The 17,558-nt window shown below is 73.4% G+C and carries 17 protein-coding genes; 10 read left to right on the top strand and 7 right to left on the bottom strand.

Translation table 11 applies throughout. The features are described 5' to 3' along the window. Window positions 1–74: 74 nt before the first annotated feature. The 4 genes from msrA to ACGFI2_RS03485 all read right to left on the bottom strand — a co-directional run bounded on the left by msrA (window position 75) and on the right by ACGFI2_RS03485 (window position 1,786). Window positions 75–737 (bottom strand): peptide-methionine (S)-S-oxide reductase MsrA, encoded by a 663-nt coding sequence (gene msrA / locus ACGFI2_RS03500; protein WP_393509903.1) that lies wholly within the window; start codon window positions 735–737, stop codon window positions 75–77. 76 nt (window positions 738–813) lie between these two features. Then, entirely contained in the window at window positions 814–1,065 is a 252-nt protein-coding gene (locus ACGFI2_RS03495; protein ID WP_393509900.1) for a hypothetical protein, read from the bottom strand. Next, the gene (locus ACGFI2_RS03490) at window positions 1,053–1,238 is read right to left on the bottom strand and encodes a hypothetical protein (protein WP_393509897.1); all 186 of its coding nucleotides are present in this window, start codon (window positions 1,236–1,238) and stop codon (window positions 1,053–1,055) included. The genes ACGFI2_RS03495 and ACGFI2_RS03490 overlap by 13 nt, the downstream gene beginning before the upstream one ends. A gap of 131 nt (window positions 1,239–1,369) precedes the next feature. Further along, on the bottom strand, window positions 1,370–1,786 hold the full coding sequence (locus ACGFI2_RS03485; protein WP_393509894.1) for an HIT family protein: 417 nt from the start codon (window positions 1,784–1,786) through the stop codon (window positions 1,370–1,372). 222 nt (window positions 1,787–2,008) lie between these two features. On the opposite strand from ACGFI2_RS03485, the gene ACGFI2_RS03480 reads away from it, so the two are divergent. The 4 genes from ACGFI2_RS03480 to ilvA all read left to right on the top strand — a co-directional run bounded on the left by ACGFI2_RS03480 (window position 2,009) and on the right by ilvA (window position 7,012). Then, a complete protein-coding gene (locus ACGFI2_RS03480) occupies window positions 2,009–3,064 on the top strand; it encodes a YncE family protein (protein ID WP_393509891.1) in 1,056 nt (351 codons plus the stop codon). Between the two features lie 101 nt (window positions 3,065–3,165). Then, the gene (locus tag ACGFI2_RS03475) at window positions 3,166–4,308 is read left to right on the top strand and encodes a cystathionine gamma-synthase (RefSeq protein WP_393509888.1); all 1,143 of its coding nucleotides are present in this window, start codon (window positions 3,166–3,168) and stop codon (window positions 4,306–4,308) included. A gap of 17 nt (window positions 4,309–4,325) precedes the next feature. Continuing rightward, complete coding sequence (locus tag ACGFI2_RS03470; protein ID WP_393509885.1) at window positions 4,326–5,738, top strand: amidase; 1,413 nt, start codon at window positions 4,326–4,328, stop codon at window positions 5,736–5,738. Window positions 5,739–5,791: 53 nt separating this feature from the next. After that, window positions 5,792–7,012: a threonine ammonia-lyase gene (ilvA, locus tag ACGFI2_RS03465; RefSeq protein WP_393509882.1), complete on the top strand. Its 1,221-nt coding sequence runs from the start codon at window positions 5,792–5,794 to the stop codon at window positions 7,010–7,012. Between the two features lie 131 nt (window positions 7,013–7,143). On the opposite strand, the gene greA is transcribed toward ilvA, so the two are convergent. Further along, entirely contained in the window at window positions 7,144–7,644 is a 501-nt protein-coding gene (gene greA / locus ACGFI2_RS03460) for a transcription elongation factor GreA (protein ID WP_393509879.1), read from the bottom strand. A 146-nt stretch (window positions 7,645–7,790) separates the two neighbouring features. Next, window positions 7,791–8,225, bottom strand: a complete 435-nt coding sequence (locus ACGFI2_RS03455; protein ID WP_393509876.1) for a DUF4307 domain-containing protein — start codon at window positions 8,223–8,225, stop codon at window positions 7,791–7,793. Between the two features lie 222 nt (window positions 8,226–8,447). On the opposite strand from ACGFI2_RS03455, the gene mca reads away from it, so the two are divergent. The 3 genes from mca to ACGFI2_RS03440 all read left to right on the top strand — a co-directional run bounded on the left by mca (window position 8,448) and on the right by ACGFI2_RS03440 (window position 12,374). After that, the gene (mca, locus tag ACGFI2_RS03450; protein WP_393509873.1) at window positions 8,448–9,329 is read left to right on the top strand and encodes a mycothiol conjugate amidase Mca; all 882 of its coding nucleotides are present in this window, start codon (window positions 8,448–8,450) and stop codon (window positions 9,327–9,329) included. 48 nt (window positions 9,330–9,377) lie between these two features. Next, window positions 9,378–9,662, top strand: a complete 285-nt coding sequence (locus ACGFI2_RS03445; RefSeq protein WP_393509870.1) for a hypothetical protein — start codon at window positions 9,378–9,380, stop codon at window positions 9,660–9,662. 180 nt (window positions 9,663–9,842) lie between these two features. Next, entirely contained in the window at window positions 9,843–12,374 is a 2,532-nt protein-coding gene (locus tag ACGFI2_RS03440; protein ID WP_393509867.1) for a putative bifunctional diguanylate cyclase/phosphodiesterase, read from the top strand. A 40-nt stretch (window positions 12,375–12,414) separates the two neighbouring features. Here ACGFI2_RS03440 and ACGFI2_RS03435 read toward each other — a convergent pair whose 3' ends face one another. Continuing rightward, window positions 12,415–13,440: a phosphatidylinositol-specific phospholipase C domain-containing protein gene (locus ACGFI2_RS03435; protein WP_393509864.1), complete on the bottom strand. Its 1,026-nt coding sequence runs from the start codon at window positions 13,438–13,440 to the stop codon at window positions 12,415–12,417. Window positions 13,441–13,582: 142 nt separating this feature from the next. Between ACGFI2_RS03435 and ACGFI2_RS03430 the strand changes: the two genes are divergently transcribed. The 3 genes from ACGFI2_RS03430 to purE all read left to right on the top strand — a co-directional run bounded on the left by ACGFI2_RS03430 (window position 13,583) and on the right by purE (window position 17,343). Further along, window positions 13,583–15,619, top strand: coding sequence for a thioredoxin domain-containing protein (locus ACGFI2_RS03430; protein ID WP_393509861.1), 2,037 nt, complete (start codon window positions 13,583–13,585; stop codon window positions 15,617–15,619). A 75-nt stretch (window positions 15,620–15,694) separates the two neighbouring features. Continuing rightward, entirely contained in the window at window positions 15,695–16,855 is a 1,161-nt protein-coding gene (locus ACGFI2_RS03425; RefSeq protein WP_393509858.1) for a 5-(carboxyamino)imidazole ribonucleotide synthase, read from the top strand. Next, a complete protein-coding gene (gene purE, locus ACGFI2_RS03420) occupies window positions 16,852–17,343 on the top strand; it encodes a 5-(carboxyamino)imidazole ribonucleotide mutase (RefSeq protein WP_393509855.1) in 492 nt (163 codons plus the stop codon). The genes ACGFI2_RS03425 and purE overlap by 4 nt, the downstream gene beginning before the upstream one ends. Window positions 17,344–17,558: the final 215 nt, after the last annotated feature.

Here is a 17,558-nt window from a genome sequence, read left to right as displayed (position 1 = left end):
TATGGGTCACCAGTCGGCGCACCCGCTGCGAAGCGGCCACCGTCGAGATGGCGGTGGCCGCTTCGCAAAAGGATTCAGCCGGCGGTACGGGCCACACCGACCGGGCAGCTCAGCCCGTTCGGCCCGTGGTTGCAATATCCGCCAGGATTTTTCGTCGGGGCCAGGTACTGCTGGTGGTAGTCCTCGGCGAAGTAGTAGTCGCCAAGCGGGGCGATCTCGGTGGTGATCTCACCCTTGCCGGCACGCGCCACGATCGGCGCGAACGCGTCCCGCGAGGCCTGCGCGGCGGCGCGCTGCTCGTCGGTGGTGGTGTAGATCGCCGATCGGTACTGGGTACCGACGTCGTTGCCCTGGCGCATGCCCTGGGTCGGGTCGTGGTTCTCCCAGAAGACCTTGAGCAGATCCTCGTAGGCGATCGTCGACGGGTCGTAGACCACCTGGACCACCTCGGCGTGCCCGGTCATGCCCGAGCAGACCTCCTCGTACGTCGGGTTGGTGGTGAAGCCACCCGCGTAGCCGGCCGACGTGGTGATCACGCCGGGCAGGGTCCAGAACAGGCGCTCGGCGCCCCAGAAGCAGCCCATGCCGAAGACGGCGACCTGCGCGCCCTCGGGGAAGGGGCCCTTCAGTGCCGACGGCAGCACCTCGTGCCGGTCGGCGACCGGCATGGCGAGCGGGCGGCCCGGCAGGGCCTGGTCAGGAGAGATCATCTCGGCCTTCATGCGGCGGAGGAACACGGTGGGACTCCTCTCGTGGCTTTCCCAGCCTGTGCAACAGCGCCGGTCCCCGGTTCCTTACCCGTTCCAACTATGGTCAGGCGGGCCGACCACGCCGGTAGCGGCTCTTTGTGTATTCGTTCACCCATTTCTGGCTGCTCCGCCACGTGCCGTCGTCCGCCTTGACGGCCTTCAGCCGCCCTCTTGCCGCAGCGACGCGTAAGGCGTTCTCGGTCAGGTCGGCCGTCGCCAACGCCGGAAGCGGCAGCAACTTCACCGGACCGGCCACGGCCGGCATGAGGAAGCGGTAGAGGTTCGCGGTGACGCTGCGGGCAATCAGCTCACCCAACAGCCCTGGGTCTCGACTTCCTGAAGAACGAAGGTGTTCCCCTCGATCGCGGTGCTGTTGTGCGCCTCCTGGTGCCAGATCTCGGCCCAGATGTCCTCCGCTTCGGCGGGTGTCGGTAGCCCGCCCAGCCGGTCGCGCAGTTCGCGAACCGCCTCCTCCATGCGCTGATACACAGCGGCGCGGGAAGGGCGCCCAGGGCCGGACATGACCTGCTCCAATTTGTTCGGTTTGAGGAATCAAAACGTACCGAACAAATTTGCCGTCCTCGGCCGACGCGCCGAGCGGACGTCTTGAGGGGTTCCGGTCAATGGTCCAGCGCGGCGGAGATCCGGCCGGCGAAGCCGGCCGCCTCGGCGTCGTCGGCGTAGCGGGTACGTGGCCAGAAGAAGCCGCGCAGCCCGTCGCCCTTCGTCCGGGGCACCACGTGGGTGTGCAGGTGCGGGACGGACTGGGACACCTTGTTGTTCATCGCCACGAACGTCCCACCGGACCCCAGACCGGCCTCCACCGCCACGGCCACCCGTTGGACCAGCCGGAAGTAGCCGGGCAGCGCGTCGGCCGGCAGGTCGGCGAGCGTCACCAGGTGGGTGCGGGGCACCACCAGCACGTGTCCCTTGAACACCGGCCGGGTGTCCAGGAACGCCACCCCGTTCGGCTCGTCGGTCACGGTGAAGGCCGGCACCCCACCGGCCACGATGCCGCAGAACACGCACCCGCTCATCCGGGCAGCGTAGTTCCGTGCCCCCACGACCGCTCGCGGATGTGGTACCTATTGACAAGTCTGGATCGGCACATTCGGGGGCGACGGTGCCGGCGAGCGACGGTGACCGGAGGTCGGTTTCCTGGGACGTCGCGTCGTTCCGGTCCACCTCCGGCGCGGCGGTCCGGCGCCCATGCGGCCGTGGCCCACCGCCACGGTCGCCCGTCGTGAAGGGAACACCCCTTGCGCCTCAACAGACGCTCCGCGCTGGCTCTCGCCGCGCTCACCGGCGCCCTGCTCGCCGCCACGCCCGTCGCGCCCGCCTCGGCAGCGGCCGCGCCCCGGGCCGTGCCCCTGCCGATCGCCGACGCCGCCGACGTGGTGTCGGCCGGCGACCGGGTCTTCGTCAGCGGCGGCCGGAACTCGACCGACGTGGTGGTGACCGCCGCGAACGGTGACGTGCTCGGCACCGTGTCCAACCTGCCCGGCCCGACCGACCTGCTGCTCAGCGCCGACCGGCAGACGCTCTACGTGGCGTTGCCCTCGGCCGACGCGATCGCGGCGATCAACACCGGCACGCTGACCGAGTTCGCCCGCTTCGGCACCGGTGCGGCCGGCTGCAACCCCTCCTCGCTCGCGCTGACCGGCCGCTACCTGTGGTTCGGCTACGGATGCGGCGACAGCAGTTGGAACGGCAACATCGGTCGACTCGACCTGGGCCGCCAGCCGGCCGCCCTGACCACCGGGCTGGCCCGGCAGACCTACTACGGCGCGCCGCTGCTGACCGCCGCGTCGCAGAACCGCGCGGTCCTGCTGGCCGGGCAGCAGAGCCTCAGCCCGGGGTCGGTCGACGCCTACGGCATCGGTGCGGCCGGCGCGCTCAGCTTCCTGCGGACCAACGAGTTCTCGGCGCTCGGCAGCAACCTGGGCGACATCGCGCTGAACCCGGCCGGCGACACCGTCTACACCGCCTCCGGGGCGCCCTACGAGGTGCTGGCGTTCCCGTTCGCCGACATCAGCACCCCGTCGGCGACGTACCCGACCGGCCCGTACCCCGTCGCGGTGGAGCTGACCCGCGACGGCGCCCGGGTCGCCGCCGGCGTGGACGGCTACTACGACCCCGACGTGTTCGTGTTCGGTCTCGGCGGGATCGAGCAGGCCCGGTTCGAGCTGGGTGGGCTCCTGGTCGACGGCGGCCTGGCCTGGGCGCCGAACGGCACCCGGCTCTACGCGATCACCTCGGACTGGACCGGGACCGTGCCGGCCACCCTGCACGTGCTGCCGGTGCCGGCGGCGTGACCGGTGCCGCCCCGCTCCCGCCCCGCCGGCGGGAGCGGGGCGGGTCACCGTGGTGGGGACATTCCCTACCCGCCGGGGCCGCAGGGACTAGCCTTCCGGGCATGAACCACGGCTTCGAGACGCTCGCCATCCACGCCGGTCAGGACCCCGAGGCCCGCACCGGCGCGGTGATCCCACCGATCTACCAGACCAGCACCTACGCCCAGGACGCCGTCGGCGCGCCCCGCGAGGGCTACGAGTACAGCCGCTCCGGCAACCCCACCCGGGACGCGCTCCAGGAGTGCCTGGCGGCGTTGGAGGGCGGCCCGGTGGGGCTCGCCTTCGCCAGCGGTCTGGCCGCCGAGGACACGCTGCTGCGGGCCGTGTGCAAGCCGGGCGACCACGTGGTGATCCCGGACGACGCGTACGGCGGCACCTACCGGCTGTTCGCGAAGGTGGCCGAGCGGTGGGGTCTCGACTTCACCCCGGCGAAGGTCTCCGACCCGGACGCGGTCCGCGCCGCGATCCGGCCGGGCGCCACCCGGATCGTGTGGGTGGAGACCCCGACCAACCCGCTGCTCGGCATCGCCGACATCGCCGCCCTGGCCGCCGTGGCGCACGACGCCGGCGCGCTGCTGGTGGTCGACAACACGTTCGCCTCGCCGTACCTGCAGCAGCCGATCGCGTTCGGCGCGGACGTGGTGGTGCACTCCACCACCAAGTACGTCGGCGGGCACTCCGACGTGGTCGGTGGCGCGCTGGTCGCCGCCGACCGGGCGCTCGGCGAGGAACTGCGCTACCACCAGAACGCGATGGGCGCGATCAACGGCCCGTTCGACGCCTGGCTCACCCTGCGCGGCATCAAGACCCTCGGGGTACGGATGGACCGGCACTGCGACAACGCCGAGCGGATCGCCGCCTATCTGGACGGCAACGCGAAGGTGGCCCAGGTCATCTACCCGGGCCTGTCCTCGCACCCCGGGCACGAGGTGGCCGCCAAGCAGATGCGCCGGTTCGGCGGCATGATCTCGTTCCGGGCGGCCGGTGGCGAGGAGCACGCCGTCGAGATCTGCAACCGGGCCCGGCTGTTCGTGCTCGCCGAGTCGCTCGGCGGCGTCGAGTCCCTGATCGAGCACCCGGGGCGGATGACACACGCGAGCGCAGCCGGCTCGCCGCTTGAAGTTCCTGGTGATCTCGTGCGACTGTCTGTCGGCATCGAGACGGTCGACGACCTGCTCGCCGATCTGGAGCAGGCACTGGGCTGACCGCTGGACGACGGAGGGTGGCAGTGCCGGACATCTTGCCGACGACCTGGGTCGGGGCGACCGCGAAACAGATCGCCCGGGCGGTACGCCGTGGCGACGTCTCGGCCACCCAGGTGGTGGCCGACCACCTCGACCACGTGTCCCGGGTCGACGCCGAGCTGGCCGCGTTCCGCACGGTACGCGGCGGCGAGGCGATCACCGAGGCGGAGAAGGTCGACGAGCAGGAGGAGTTGGCCGACCTGCCGCTGGCCGGCGTGCCGGTGGCGGTCAAGGAGAACACGCCGGTGGCCGGCCTGCCCACCTGGAACGGGTCGGTCGCGATGCGTACCCCGGTGGCGGAGGCCGACCACGAGGTGGTCCGCCGGCTGCGCGGCGCGGGCGCGGTGATCCTCGGCGTGACCCGGATGCCGGAGTTGGGCCTGTGGGCCCTGACCGACGACGACACCGGGGTGACCCGCAACCCCTGGGACCCGACGCGTACCCCCGGTGGCTCGTCCGGCGGCGCGGCCGCCGCGGTGGCCGCCGGGCTGGTGCCGATGGCCCACGGCAACGACGGCCTCGGCTCGATCCGCATCCCGGCGGCCTGCTGCGGCCTGGTCGGGCTCAAGCCCGGCCGGGGCGTGGTGCCCTGCCAGCTCGGCGCGGACGACTGGTTCGGCCTCACCGAGCACGGCGTGCTGACCGGCACGGTGGCCGACGCGGTGGTCGGCTTCTCGGTGCTGGCCGGGCGCCGGCCGGACAAGCTGGTCCCGCCACCGCGGCTGCGGGTGGGCGTGTCGCTGCGCTCCCCGGTGCGCGGCGTCTCCGCGGACGCGGCGAACCGGGACGCGGTCGCCGCCGCCGGCCGGCTGCTCGCCGCCGCCGGGCACGACACCGTCCCCACCGACCCGGTCTATCCGACCCGGCTCGGCCTGCAGGGCATCGCCACCTGGTTCGCGGCTGCCGCCGCCGACGTGCGCGCCGCCGGCGTCGCGCCGCGCCAGCTCCAGCGGCGCAGCCGCCGGCACGTCGCGCTCGGCGAGTGGGCGCAGCGCCGTGGGTACGTCCGGGAGGCCGACCGGACCGCCTGGCGGGAGCGGTCGGTGCACTTCTTCGACGACCACTCGGTCGACCTGCTGCTCACCCCGGCGCTGGCCGGGCCGCCGCCGGAGGCCGCCGGCTGGTCCGGCCGGTCCTGGCTGGCGAACATGAGGACGAACATCCGGTACGCCCCGTACGCCGCGCCGTGGAACATCGCCGGCCTGCCGTCGATCGTGGTGCCGGTGGGTCGCCGCCCGGACGGGCTGCCGGTCGGGGTGCAGTTCGTCGGCCCGCCCGGCTCCGAACTGCTGCTGCTCGGGGTGGCCGGCCAGTTCGAGATGCAGGCGCCGTGGACGCGGCACGCCCCCGGCTATCCCCGGGTCGGGACGGGGTCACCCGCCACCGCGTGATCGTCCGTGACGTCGCCGCAGCTTCCGCCGGGGGTGAGTGGCACGATCGGGGCATGACGGAGATGGTCGGCCTCGCCGACGTACAGGCCGCGCGGGAACTGCTCGCCGGTGTCACCCGCACCACCCCGCTGGAGCCCTCCCGGCCGCTCAGCGCCGCGCTCGGCGGGCCGGTCTGGCTCAAGTGCGAGAACGTGCAGCGCGCCGGGTCGTACAAGGTGCGCGGCGCGTACGTGCGGATCTCCCGGCTCTCCGACGACGAGCGGGCCCGCGGCGTGGTGGCGGCGAGCGCCGGCAACCACGCCCAGGGGGTGGCGCTCGCCGCCGGCCTGGTCGGCGCGCACGCCACCGTCTTCATGCCGGTGAACGCGCCGCTGCCGAAGGTCGCCGCGACCAAGGGGTACGGCGCCCGGATCGAGCTGGTCGGCAACACGGTGGACGAGTCGCTGATCGCGGCGCAGACGTTCGCGGAGCGGACCGGCGCGGTGTTCATCCACCCGTTCGACCACCCGGACGTCATCGCCGGTCAGGGCACGGTGGCGCTGGAGATCCTCGAACAGTGCCCGGACGTGCGCACCATCGTGACCGGAGTCGGTGGCGGCGGGCTGGTGTCGGGGATGGCGGTGGCGGCCAAGGCGCTGCGCCCCGACGTGCGGGTGATCGGGGTGCAGGCGGCGAGCGCCGCCGCCTTCCCGCCCTCGCTTCGGGCCGGCGAGCCGGTCCGGCTGCCCTCCTTCGCGACGATCGCCGACGGCATCGCGGTCGGCCGTCCCGGCGAGCTGACGTTCACCCATGTCCGCAAGCTGGTCGACGACGTCGTCACGGTCTCCGAGGAGGACATCTCCCGGGCGTTGCTGATGCTGCTGGAGCGTGGCAAGCAGGTGGTGGAGCCGGCCGGCGCGGTCGGCGTGGCGGCGCTGATGGCCGGCGTCGTGGAGGTGGCCACGCCGGCGGTCGCGGTGCTCTCCGGCGGCAACATCGACCCGCTGCTGATGCTCCGGGTGATCGAGCACGGGCTGGCGGCGGCCGGGCGTTTCCTGCGGGTCACGGTGCGCTGCTCCGATCGGCCCGGCCAGCTCGCCTCGCTGCTCAGCGAGATCGCCGAGCACCGGGCCAACGTGGTGGACGTGGTGCACCAGCGCGCCAACCCGCACCTCGGGCTCGGCGAGGTGGAGGTGGCGCTCTCGGTGGAGACCCGCGGGGTGGAGCACTCGGACACGCTGATCAGCGCGTTGCGCGCCAGCGGCTACCAGGTGGCCTTCGCGGGCGAGGGGTGAGCCCGCCCGGAACCGCGAACGCCCCGGCCGGATGATCCGGTCGGGGCGAACGGGGTGTGGCTCGGGCCCGAGGAGCCTGTCAGCCTCGGTCGGGTCGGACCCGAGCCGGCCGGCGCGGGTCCGCCGGCGGGTCAGCCCGAGTAGGGCTCGAAGGAGACCACCGTCACCTTGATGTCGGCGCCGCTCGGAGCGGTGTAGGTGCAGGTCTGGCCCGGCTTCCCGCCGAGGATCGCCTTGCCGAGCGCGGACTCGGGGCTGTAGACCGTGAGGTCGGTGGTGGAGGCGATCTCGCGGGAGCCGAGCAGGAACGTCTCGGTGTCGTCGGCGTCGTCGTCGAAGTAGATCGTGACGACCATGCCGGGCGACACCGCGTCGGTGTCCGGCGCCTCACCGACCTTGGCGGTGCGCAGCAGCTCCTTGAGGTAGAGGATGCGCCCCTCGGCCTTGCCCTGCTCCTCGCGGGCGGCGTGGTAGCCACCGTTCTCCCGCAGGTCGCCCTCCTCGCGCCGGGCGTTGATCTCGGCAGCGATGACCGGCCGGTTGGCGATCAGCTCGTCGAGCTCGGCCTGCAGGCGGTCGTGAGCGTCCTGGGACAGCCAGGTGGCGGGCGCCTCGTTTCCATGTGTGGACACAGGCGATCTCCTCGGTTGGTGCGGACTGGCTGACAGGTGAAACCACCAAGTTACCAGTGCCGCACCGGTGGAGGTGTGGTCGATCGCCCCGGGTGCCGGTGGCGGGACCGGGGGCGGGTGTCCCGGCAACGCGCCGGGCGTCCGGCTCAGCCGGCCGGTCGGCAGCGCAACACCTCGCCGATGAACGGCCGGGCGCTGGTCGGCACCTCCTGTCGGTACCGGACGTGTCGCTGGCCTGGTTCGGCGGTCACGGTGGCCTCGACGTGGCCTACCTCGGCGCCGTCGTGCGAGCGGGCCCGCAGCAGGCAGGTGGCGGAGCCGCCCGGCGGCACGGTGACCCGGAAGTCGACCACCACCCGGGAGTCGGTGATCCCGGTGTAGCTGATCACCTCGCCCTGGTAGGCGGGATCGCCGTACTGGGTGTAGAGCTTCGCGGCGCCCAGCCCGAGGACGGCCAGCACGACCGTCACCACCAGGGCGAGCAGGAGCGGTCGGCGGCGCCTCGGCTCCCGGCGGCGGCCGTATCGGCCGGGCGGGAAGACCGGCGCGTCCGGTGCGACTGTGGCGTGCGTCTCGCTCACCGGCGGGTATCTCCTGGCGTTGTTGTCGGCGGCATCGGCAAGAATGGCAAGGTCCATCTTCCCAGCCCGGCGCTGAGTCAAGGATGGCAGGTCGGCTTCGGCCGGCCGGGGTGGTCCCGACCACTCCGGCAACGGTCCCGACCGGCCGTCACGGGGGCTTTCGCGGGCGCGGAGGGAGATTCCGGCAGGTCAGCCGGTCGGCACAGACGAGGAGCGCCGAAGGTGGCAGAACAGCTGCGTCTCATGGCGGTGCACGCCCATCCCGACGACGAGTCGAGCAAGGGCGCCGCCACCATGGCGAAATACGTCGCCGAGGGGGTGGATGTCCTGGTCGTCACCTGCACCGGCGGTGAGCGGGGCAGCGTGCTGAACCCCAAGATGGACCGGCCCGACGTGTGGGCCAACATCGGCGACATCCGCCGGGCCGAGATGGACGCCGCCCGCGCCGTCCTCGGCGTCGAGCAGGCCTGGCTCGGCTTCGTCGACTCCGGGCTGCCCGAGGGCGACCCGCTGCCGCCGCTGCCGGAGGGCTGTTTCGCGCTGCAGGAGGTCGAGGTCGCCGCCGCGCCGCTGGTGCGGTTGATGCGGCAGTTCCGCCCGCACGTCGTCACGACCTACGACGAGGAGGGCGGTTACCCGCACCCGGACCACATCATGACCCACCGGGTCACCGTGGCGGCGTTCGAGGCGGCCGGTGACCCCGAGCGTCACCGGGAGCTGGGCGAGCCGTGGCAGCCGCTGAAGCTCTACTACGACGTGGGCTTCTCCCGTGCCAAGATCATGAGCCTGCACGAGGCGATGCTCGCCGCCGGCCACGAGTCGCCCTACGGCGACTGGATGAAGCGTTGGGAGGAGCGGCCCGACAAGGGGGAGCGGATCACCACCCGGGTCGACTGCGCCGCCTACTTCCCGGTCCGCGACGACGCGTTGCGCGCCCACGCCACCCAGATCGACCCGGACGGGTTCTGGTTCCAGGTGCCGATGGACCTGCAACAGCGCGCCTGGCCGACGGAAGACTTCCAACTCGCCCGCTCGCTGGTGGACAGCCCGATCCCCGAGTCCGACCTCTTCGCCGGGGTGCGCGAGACGTGCCGTGCCCGCTGACGCCCGCGGGAGCTACCCTGGTCGTCAGCCGCACATCGGAGGAACACCATGCTGACCACCGCCCAGGTGCTCGCGGAGAACAACTTCGGTGACACCCGCACGGGTGGTCTGGCCGGCCCGATGGGCCTCTTCCTCATCGTCGCGCTGGCCACCGTCACCGTCCTGCTCATCCGCAACATGAACGCCCGGCTGCGCCGGCTGCCGGACCGGTTCCCGCACCCGACGGAGCCGGGCCGGGCGGACGCGACAGTCGTCGATCCGACAGACGGGGCCGTGGAGCAGGATTCACCGACGAATGCTCCCAACGGCTCCCAGCAGCGCCGCAACGGCTGAACACCGCGTGAATCACGCCCGAGCCGGTCGTTCACCCCTGTTGCGGCCACCGGCTTTGGCTTAGCCTTCCGCCGGGGGGACCGTCAGGCCCCGGACCCTGCGCGGAAGGGGGGCGCCGATGTCGAAGGCAGCAGCAGGTCCCCACCGTGCCCCGAATCCACGTCCCGCCCGGGCGGGGCCGTGACCTCCGAACCGGCCGACCGTCCCCCGGACCGGCTCGGCCTGCGCGGCACGCCGGTGAGCGTCGTGCTGCTGACCGCCGCGGTCGCGGTCACCGCGCTGCTGGCCGCCGTGCTCGGTCTCGGCGTACCGGCGCATCTGCCGTCGGGTGACCCGCTGCCCGGCCCGGCCCGCTTCGGCCTCGCCGCGGTCGCCTTCGCCGTGGCCCAGTTGGCCCGGCTGCGCTTCCGCACCGCGGCCGGCATGGTCAGCATCACCTGGGGCGAGGCCGCGCTTGTGGTCTGCCTCTGGCTGGTGCCCGCCGGCTGGCTCCCGGCCGCGGCGCTGCTCGGCACCGGCGCCGCCTGGACCACGATGTCGCTGGTGTCCGACCGGCGCCCGGTGCTGGAGCTGGTCCGCATCACCGGCTCGCTCACCGCCGCCACGGCGCTGGCCGGTGCCGTCGCCAACGCGCTCGGCCGGCCGCTGCTGGCCGCGCCCACCCCGGAACTGGCCCTCGCGCTGAGCGCCGGCGCGGTGACCTACCTGGTCACCACCGGCTGGCTCGGCGCCGCCACGATCGCCCTGCGGCACGGCATCCCGATCGGGCCGCCGCTGCTCGCCGCGCTGCGCGGCAAGCTGCTCATGTTCGTCGGCAACGTCGCGGTCGGCCTGGTGGTGGTCGCGCTGCTGGAGCTGGACCCGCGCTGGCTGCTGCTCCTGCCGCCGCCGCTGTGGCTGCTCCAGCAGACCTACCGGCACCGGCTCCGGGCCGATGCGGAGCGGCGTACCTGGCGGGCCTTCGCCGAGGCCACCGCCGCGCTCAACCAGCTCGACGAGCGCGGGGTGGCGACCGCCGCGGTGACCCGCGCGCTGACCCTGTTCGGGGCCGAGCTGGTCGAGGTGGACGTGGCGCGCGGGGACGGGCGCTGGCGCCGCTACCGGGCCGACCTCGGCGGGCAGGTGCGCGATCGTGAGGTGGAGCCGTCCGCGTACGCCGCCTCGGTCGAGCACGAGCTGGTCCGCCGGCTCGCCGTGGGCGCCGTCGAGGTGGGCCGGCTGCGGGTGCGGTTCGCCCCGTCCGCCCCGCCCAGCCACCGGGAGCGCGACGGCGTGGCCGCCTTCGGGGACGCTCTGGCCGCTGCCCTGCACGACGCGGCGACCCACCGCGAGCTGCGACTGGTCACCGCCCGATCCTCGTACGAGGCGGTGCACGACCAGCTCACCGGGCTGCTCAACCGGTCGGCCCTGCTGGCCCGCGGCGACCAGGCGCTGCGGCAGCGCCCGCACGACCACCCGGTGGCCCTGCTGCTGCTGGACGTGAACCAGTTCAAGGAGGTCAACGACACCCTCGGGCACGCGGCCGGTGATCAGTTGCTGCGGCTGACCGCCAACCGCCTGGCCGTGCTGACCCGCCCCGGTGACCTGCTCGGCCGGCTCGGTGGCGACGAGTTCGCGTTGCTGCTCACCTCGGTCCCGGTGGTCGAGGACCGGACGGCCCCGCTGGCGTACGCGCTGCGCCAGGCCCGGGAGGTCGCCGAGCGGCTCGCCGCCCCGACCGAGGTGGCCGGGGTGCGGATGTCCGTCGAGGTGGCGGTCGGCGTGGTGGTGGCCGACGCGGGCACCGCCGACCTGACCGAGCTGCTGCGGCGTGCCGACATCGCGATGTACCAGGCGAAGGAGGGTGGCGGCAGCGTCGCCGCGTACGACAGCTCCCGGGACGCCGCGAGCACCGACCACCTGGCGTTGCTGGCGGAGCTGCGGGAGGCGCTGGCCGCCGACGACCAGCTGGTGCTGGCGTTGCAGCCGGCGGTGGACCTGGCCACCGGCGCCCCGACCGGGGTGGAGGCGCTGATCCGGTGGCGGCATCCGCGCCGGGGCTGGCTCGGCCCGTCCGACTTCATCCGCCCGGTGGAGAACAGCGAGCAGCTCGGCAGCTTCACCCGGTACGTGCTGAACAAGGCGCTGGAGGTGGCCGCCGGGTGGGCGCGGGAAGGGCTGGACGTGCCCATCTCGGTGAACCTGTCGGCGCGCAGCCTGCTCGACCCGCGGCTGCCCGCCGAGATCGAGGAGGCGTTGCGCCGGCACCAGGTCCCGCCGCACCGGCTGGTCCTGGAGATCACCGAGACGGTGGTGATGAGCGAGCTGGAGGTGATCGACGAGGTGCTGGCCGGGCTGCGGGCGATGGGCGTGCAGCTCGCCGTGGACGACTTCGGCACCGGCTTCTCCTCGTTGACGTTCCTCACCCGGATCGCGGTGGACGAGCTGAAGGTGGACCGCTCCTTCGTGATCCGGATGGCCGACTCGCCGGAGGCGGCGGCGATCGTCCGTACCACCGTCGGGCTCGCCCACGAGCTGGGCCTGCGGGTGGTGGCCGAGGGTGTGGAGACGGCCGAGCAGCGCGCCGCCCTGGCCGAGCTGGGCTGCACCGCGGCCCAGGGCTACCACTTCTTCAAGCCGATGCCGGCGGACAAGATCGGCGCGGTGCTCGGCTCCCTGCGCGACACCGCCCGCGACAACGTCTTCCCGCTGCGCGCCGACGGCGCCTCCTGACCTGGCTCCGCGGATTCACGGAATTTGGGTGGGGTGGGGGTCAGCCTCGGGGGAGGACGTCGTCGAGGACTGTGGGCAGGGTGGACCAGTCGGCGGAGGCGATGCTGGCGTGCGCGCGGGCCAGCTGGGCGACCCGGGCCGCCGCCGCGTCGGCGTCCCCGCCGGGGACGGCCGGCGGCACGTTCTGCGCGTCGGTCATCACCAGCAGATAGTGGTTCGTGTCGTACCAGGCGGTGTCGATGCCGCCGGTCAGGTACGCCGAGGCGTCGCCGTCGAAGAGCACGAACCAGGGCCGCAGGGTGGTGTCCGCGTACCTGGAGCGGGGGTCGCCGGCCTGGGCCCGGTGCACGGCCGGGAACGCCCGGGCGGTGCCCAGAGTGTCGGCCGCGGCCAGGCCGGCCAGGTGGCGGGCGTACTCCACGTCGGTCCAGAGCGTGTCGGTCGGGTTGCCCTCCTCGACGGTGCCGGGGATCAGCTCCACGACCACCTTGCCGGCGAGCTGCGCCCGGGTCGGCCAGGCGTCCGCGCGGGCGGCGGCGTCCAGGGTGGGGTGGCCGCCGAGCAGGTCGGCGGGGCGGAACACCCGGTCGCCGAGCCGCGCGGCGAGCACCGCGTCGAGCTGGGCCGGCCCCTGTCCGGTACGGCTGCTGAACCCGGTCTTGAGTTCCAGCTTGAGGACGACCGGGCCGGCGTCCGGGTGGGCGCCCAGCCAGAGCCGGATGTCGTCCAGGCAGTTCTCCAGGTTCTTGTTCCGGGTGCCGGTGTAGAGCTGCGCCGCGCTGGTGGCGGCCACGCAGTTGTTGTCGTTGCCGAGCGGGTTGCTGTGGCTGACCCGCCACTGGCGGGTGAGCACGTCCGGCCAGACGTCCAGCTCGATCAGCCCGGGCCGGGCGTCGAGCGCCTGGGCCAGGTAGGCGTAGGTGCCGCGCTCGTACGTGTTGTGGATCCCGACGGCGGTGGTGGCGGACCAGCGGGTCTCCGGCGGCACCGCGGCGGACGCGGCGCCCGGGGTGAACGCGGAGCCGGCGAGGGCGGCGAGAGCGAGCAGGGCGGGGAGTCTGCGCATGGACCGTCTCCTTCGGACGTACCGGCGGTGGGCGCGCCGGGCATGTGCCGATCTAAATAGAAGAAGGTGAATAGCGGAAGGACGTTCCGTGGCTCGCGCCGGTCCGGCGGCGGCCTCGCGGGCCGGCGGATAGGGTCGGGTGGTGAACCGACTCGCCCAGGCCACCTCGCCCTACCTGCTCCAGCACGCCGACAACCCGGTCGACTGGTGGCCCTGGTGCGACGAGGCGTTCGCCGAGGCGAGACGGCGCGACGTGCCGGTGCTCATCTCGGTCGGCTACGCGGCGTGCCACTGGTGCCACGTGATGGCCCACGAGTCCTTCGAGAACGAGGCCGTGGCCCGGCTGATGAACGACGACTTCGTCTGCGTCAAGGTCGACCGGGAGGAACGCCCCGACGTCGACGCCGTCTACATGACCGCCACCCAGGCGATGACCGGCCAGGGCGGTTGGCCGATGACGGTCTTCGCCACGCCGGACGGCACCCCGTTCTTCTGCGGCACCTACTTCCCCCGGGCCAACTTCGTCCGACTGCTCGGCTCCGTCGCCACCGCCTGGCGGGACCAGCGGGAGGCGGTGCTGCGCCAGGGCGCCGCCGTGGTCGAGGCGATCGGCGGCGCCCAGGCCGTCGGCGGCGTGACCGCCCCGCTCACCGCCGAGCTGCTCGACGCCGCCGCCGCCCAGCTCGCGCAGGAGTACGACGAGACGAACGGCGGCTTCGGCGGCGCGCCGAAGTTCCCGCCGCACATGAACCTGCTCTTCCTGCTGCGGCACCACCGGCGCACCGGTTCCGCGCGCAGCCTGGAGATCGTCCGGCACACCGCCGAGGCGATGGCCCGCGGCGGCCTGAACGACCAGCTCGCCGGCGGCTTCGCCCGCTACTCGGTGGACGGCCACTGGACCGTGCCGCACTTCGAGAAGATGCTCTACGACAACGCGCTGCTGCTGCGGGTCTACACCCAGCTCTGGCGGCTCACCGGCGACCGGCTGGCCCGCCGGGTGGCCCGGGACACCGCGCGCTTCCTCGCCGACGAGCTGCACCGGGCCGGTGAGGGCTTCGCCTCGGCGTTGGACGCGGACACCGAGGGCGTCGAGGGGCTCACCTACGTCTGGACGCCCGCCCAACTCGTCGAGGTGCTGGGCGAGGAGGACGGCCGCTTCGCCGCCGACCTGTTCACCGTCACCGAGGCCGGCACCTTCGAAGAAGGCGCGAGTGTGTTGAAGCTCGCCCGGGACGTCGACGACGCCGACCCGGCGGTCCGGGCCCGCTGGCGGGACGTGGTGGGCAGGCTGCTCGCCGCCCGGGACACCCGTCCCCAGCCGGCCCGCGACGACAAGGTGGTGGCTGCCTGGAACGGGCTGGCGATCACCGCGATCGCGGAGTTCCAGCAGGTCGCCGCGCTCCACGTGGCCCCTGACGACGAGGACGCGAACCTGATGGAGGGCGTGGTCATCGTCGCCGACGGCGCGATGCGCGACGCCGCCGAGCATCTGGCCGCCGTGCACCTGGTGGACGGCCGGCTGCGCCGGGTGTCCCGGGACAAGGCCGTCGGCGACCCGGCCGGGGTGCTGGAGGACTACGGCTGCGTCGCGGAGGCGTTCTGCGCGCTGCACCAGCTCACCGGCGAGGGACGCTGGCTGACCCTGGCCGGTGAGCTGCTCGACGTGGCGCTGGCCCGGTTCGCGGCGCCGGACGGCGGCTTCTACGACACCGCCGACGACGCCGAGCGGCTGGTCACCCGGCCCGCCGACCCGACCGACAACGCGACGCCGTCCGGCCGCTCGGCGATCGTCGCGGCGCTTGTCGCGTACGCGGCGTTGACCGGTGAGACGCGCTACCGGGAGGCGGCCGAGCGGACGCTGTCGACCGTCGCGCCGATCGTCGACCGGCACGCCCGGTTCACCGGCTACGCGGCCACGGTCGGCGAGGCGCTGCTCTCCGGCCCGTACGAGATCGCGGTGGTGACCGACGACCCGGCCGGCGACCCGCTGGTGGCCGCCGCGCACCGGCACGCCCCGCCCGGCGCGGTGGTGGTGGCCGGCGCCCCGGACCAGCCCGGCGTGCCGCTGCTCGCCGGCCGGCCACTGGTCGACGGCCGGCCCACCGCGTACGTCTGCCGGGGCTTCGTCTGCCAGCGGCCGGTGACCTCGGTCGACGAGCTGGTCGCCCAGCTCGGCTGAGCCGCCGGCGGCGCTGGTGGGACGCCCCGCCCTCGCGGTCCGGCCGGTCGCCGGCCCGGCTAGGCTGGCGGCGCTATGGACTCCCGGACCGGACTCCCCGTCGTCGGCATGGTGGGTGGCGGCCAGCTCGCCCGGATGACTCACCAGGCCGCCATCGCCCTCGGCCAGTCGCTGCGCGTGCTGGCGCTCTCGCCGGACGACGGCGCGGCGCTGGTCGCCGCCGACGTCCAGTACGGCGACCACACCGACCTGACCGCGCTACGCACGTTCGCGAAGGGCTGCGACGTGGTCACCTTCGACCACGAACACGTCCCGAACGCGCACATCCGGGTGCTGACCGACGAGGGCGTGAAGCTGTTCCCGCCGGCCGATGCGCTGGTGCACGCGCAGGACAAACGGGTGATGCGGGAGCGCCTCGGCGAGCTGGGCGCGCCGAGCCCGGCCTGGCGTCCGGTGGAGTCGCCGGCCGACCTGGTCGCGTTCGGCGCGGAGACCGGCTGGCCGGTGGTGCTCAAGGCCGCCCGGGGCGGCTACGACGGCCGGGGCGTCTGGATGGTGGACGACGCCGACCAGGCCGCCGAGCTGGCCGCGACGTTGCTCGACGGCGGCACGCCGCTGCTGGTCGAGGAGCGGGTGGCGCTGCGCCGGGAGCTGGCCGTGCAGGTCGCCCGGTCGCCGTTCGGTCAGGTCGCCGCGTACCCGGTGGTGGAGACGGTGCAGCGCGACGGCATCTGCGTGGAGGTGCTGGCGCCCGCGCCCGACCTGCCCGAGGAGCGGGCGGTCGCGGCCCAGCAGCTCGCCATCGACCTGGCCACCTCGCTCGGCGTGGTCGGGCTGCTCGCGGTCGAGCTGTTCGACACGCCGGCCGGGCTGGTCGTCAACGAGTTGGCCATGCGTCCGCACAACTCGGGGCACTGGACCATCGAGGGCGCCCGCACCTCGCAGTTCGAGCAGCACCTGCGGGCGGTGCTCGACTATCCGATGGGGGACACGTCGCTCACCGCGCCGGTCGTGGTGATGGCGAACGTGCTCGGCGGGGAGCCGGGCGGGATCTCGATCGACGAGCGACTGCACCACCTGTTCGCCGCCGAGCCGGGGGCCAAGGTCCACCTGTACGGCAAGCAGGTGCGTCCGGGCCGCAAGATCGGGCATGTCACGGTGCTCGGAACCGACCTGGCCGACGTACGGGCCCGGGCCGCGCGCGCGGCCCGCTGGCTCCAGGAGGGGCGTGCATGAGCACCGTTGGGCTGATCATGGGGAGCGACTCGGACTGGCCGACCATGCGGGCCGCCGCCGATGCGCTGGACGAGTTCGGCGTGCCGCACGAGGTCGGCGTGGTCTCGGCGCACCGCACCCCGCTCAAGATGATCGAGTACGGCCGGGAAGCCGCCGCTCGCGGCGTCCGCGTGATCATCGCGGGCGCGGGCGGGGCGGCTCACCTGCCCGGCATGGTCGCCTCCGTCACCCCGCTGCCGGTGATCGGTGTGCCGGTGCCGCTGAAGCACCTGGACGGGATGGACTCGCTGCTGTCCATCGTGCAGATGCCGGCCGGCGTGCCGGTCGCCACCGTGTCGATCGGCAACGCCCGCAACGCCGGGCTGCTCGCCGTACGCATCCTGGGCGTCTCCGACCCTGCGTTGCGCGACCGGATGGCCGCCTACCAGGCGAGCCTGGAGGACCTGGTCGCCGAGAAGGAAGCCGCGCTCCGCGCCTCGCTGCGCTGACCCGAAACGCTCACCCTCCGTGTTGAGGCGCCGGGTCGCGGACAGTAACCAAAGTCGTGGCGCTGGGCGGTGGCCCGTCGCCGCCTTTGCTCTGCAGCCACCGACGCAGCACGGATCCGGGCTGGTCATTGGTACCGATGGCCGCATCTCACCCCGACCCTCGCCGGTCGCGTTCGGTTACCGATGCGTCCGTGGCTGCAAAGCAAAGGCGGAGG

Origin of the sequence: Micromonospora sp. NPDC049282, assembly GCF_043197045.1 — a bacterium.
Classification (GTDB): Bacteria; Actinomycetota; Actinomycetes; order Mycobacteriales; family Micromonosporaceae; genus Micromonospora.
The sequence above is the reverse complement of the archived record's forward strand: the minus strand, read 5'-3'. Positions and strand labels throughout refer to the sequence as shown.

Bases quoted from the DNA above. Each gene is read 5' to 3' on its own strand.
- ACGFI2_RS03485 (WP_393509894.1), bottom strand. From the start codon at position 1,786: ATGAGCGGGTGCGTGTTCTGCGGCATCGTGGCCGGTGGGGTGCCGGCC.
- ACGFI2_RS03475 (WP_393509888.1), top strand. From the start codon at position 3,166: ATGAACCACGGCTTCGAGACGCTCGCCATCCACGCCGGTCAGGACCCC.
- ilvA (WP_393509882.1), top strand. From the start codon at position 5,792: ATGACGGAGATGGTCGGCCTCGCCGACGTACAGGCCGCGCGGGAACTG.
- ACGFI2_RS03445 (WP_393509870.1), top strand. From the start codon at position 9,378: ATGCTGACCACCGCCCAGGTGCTCGCGGAGAACAACTTCGGTGACACC.
- ACGFI2_RS03435 (WP_393509864.1), bottom strand. From the start codon at position 13,440: ATGCGCAGACTCCCCGCCCTGCTCGCTCTCGCCGCCCTCGCCGGCTCC.
- ACGFI2_RS03425 (WP_393509858.1), top strand. From the start codon at position 15,695: ATGGACTCCCGGACCGGACTCCCCGTCGTCGGCATGGTGGGTGGCGGC.
- purE (WP_393509855.1), top strand. From the start codon at position 16,852: ATGAGCACCGTTGGGCTGATCATGGGGAGCGACTCGGACTGGCCGACC.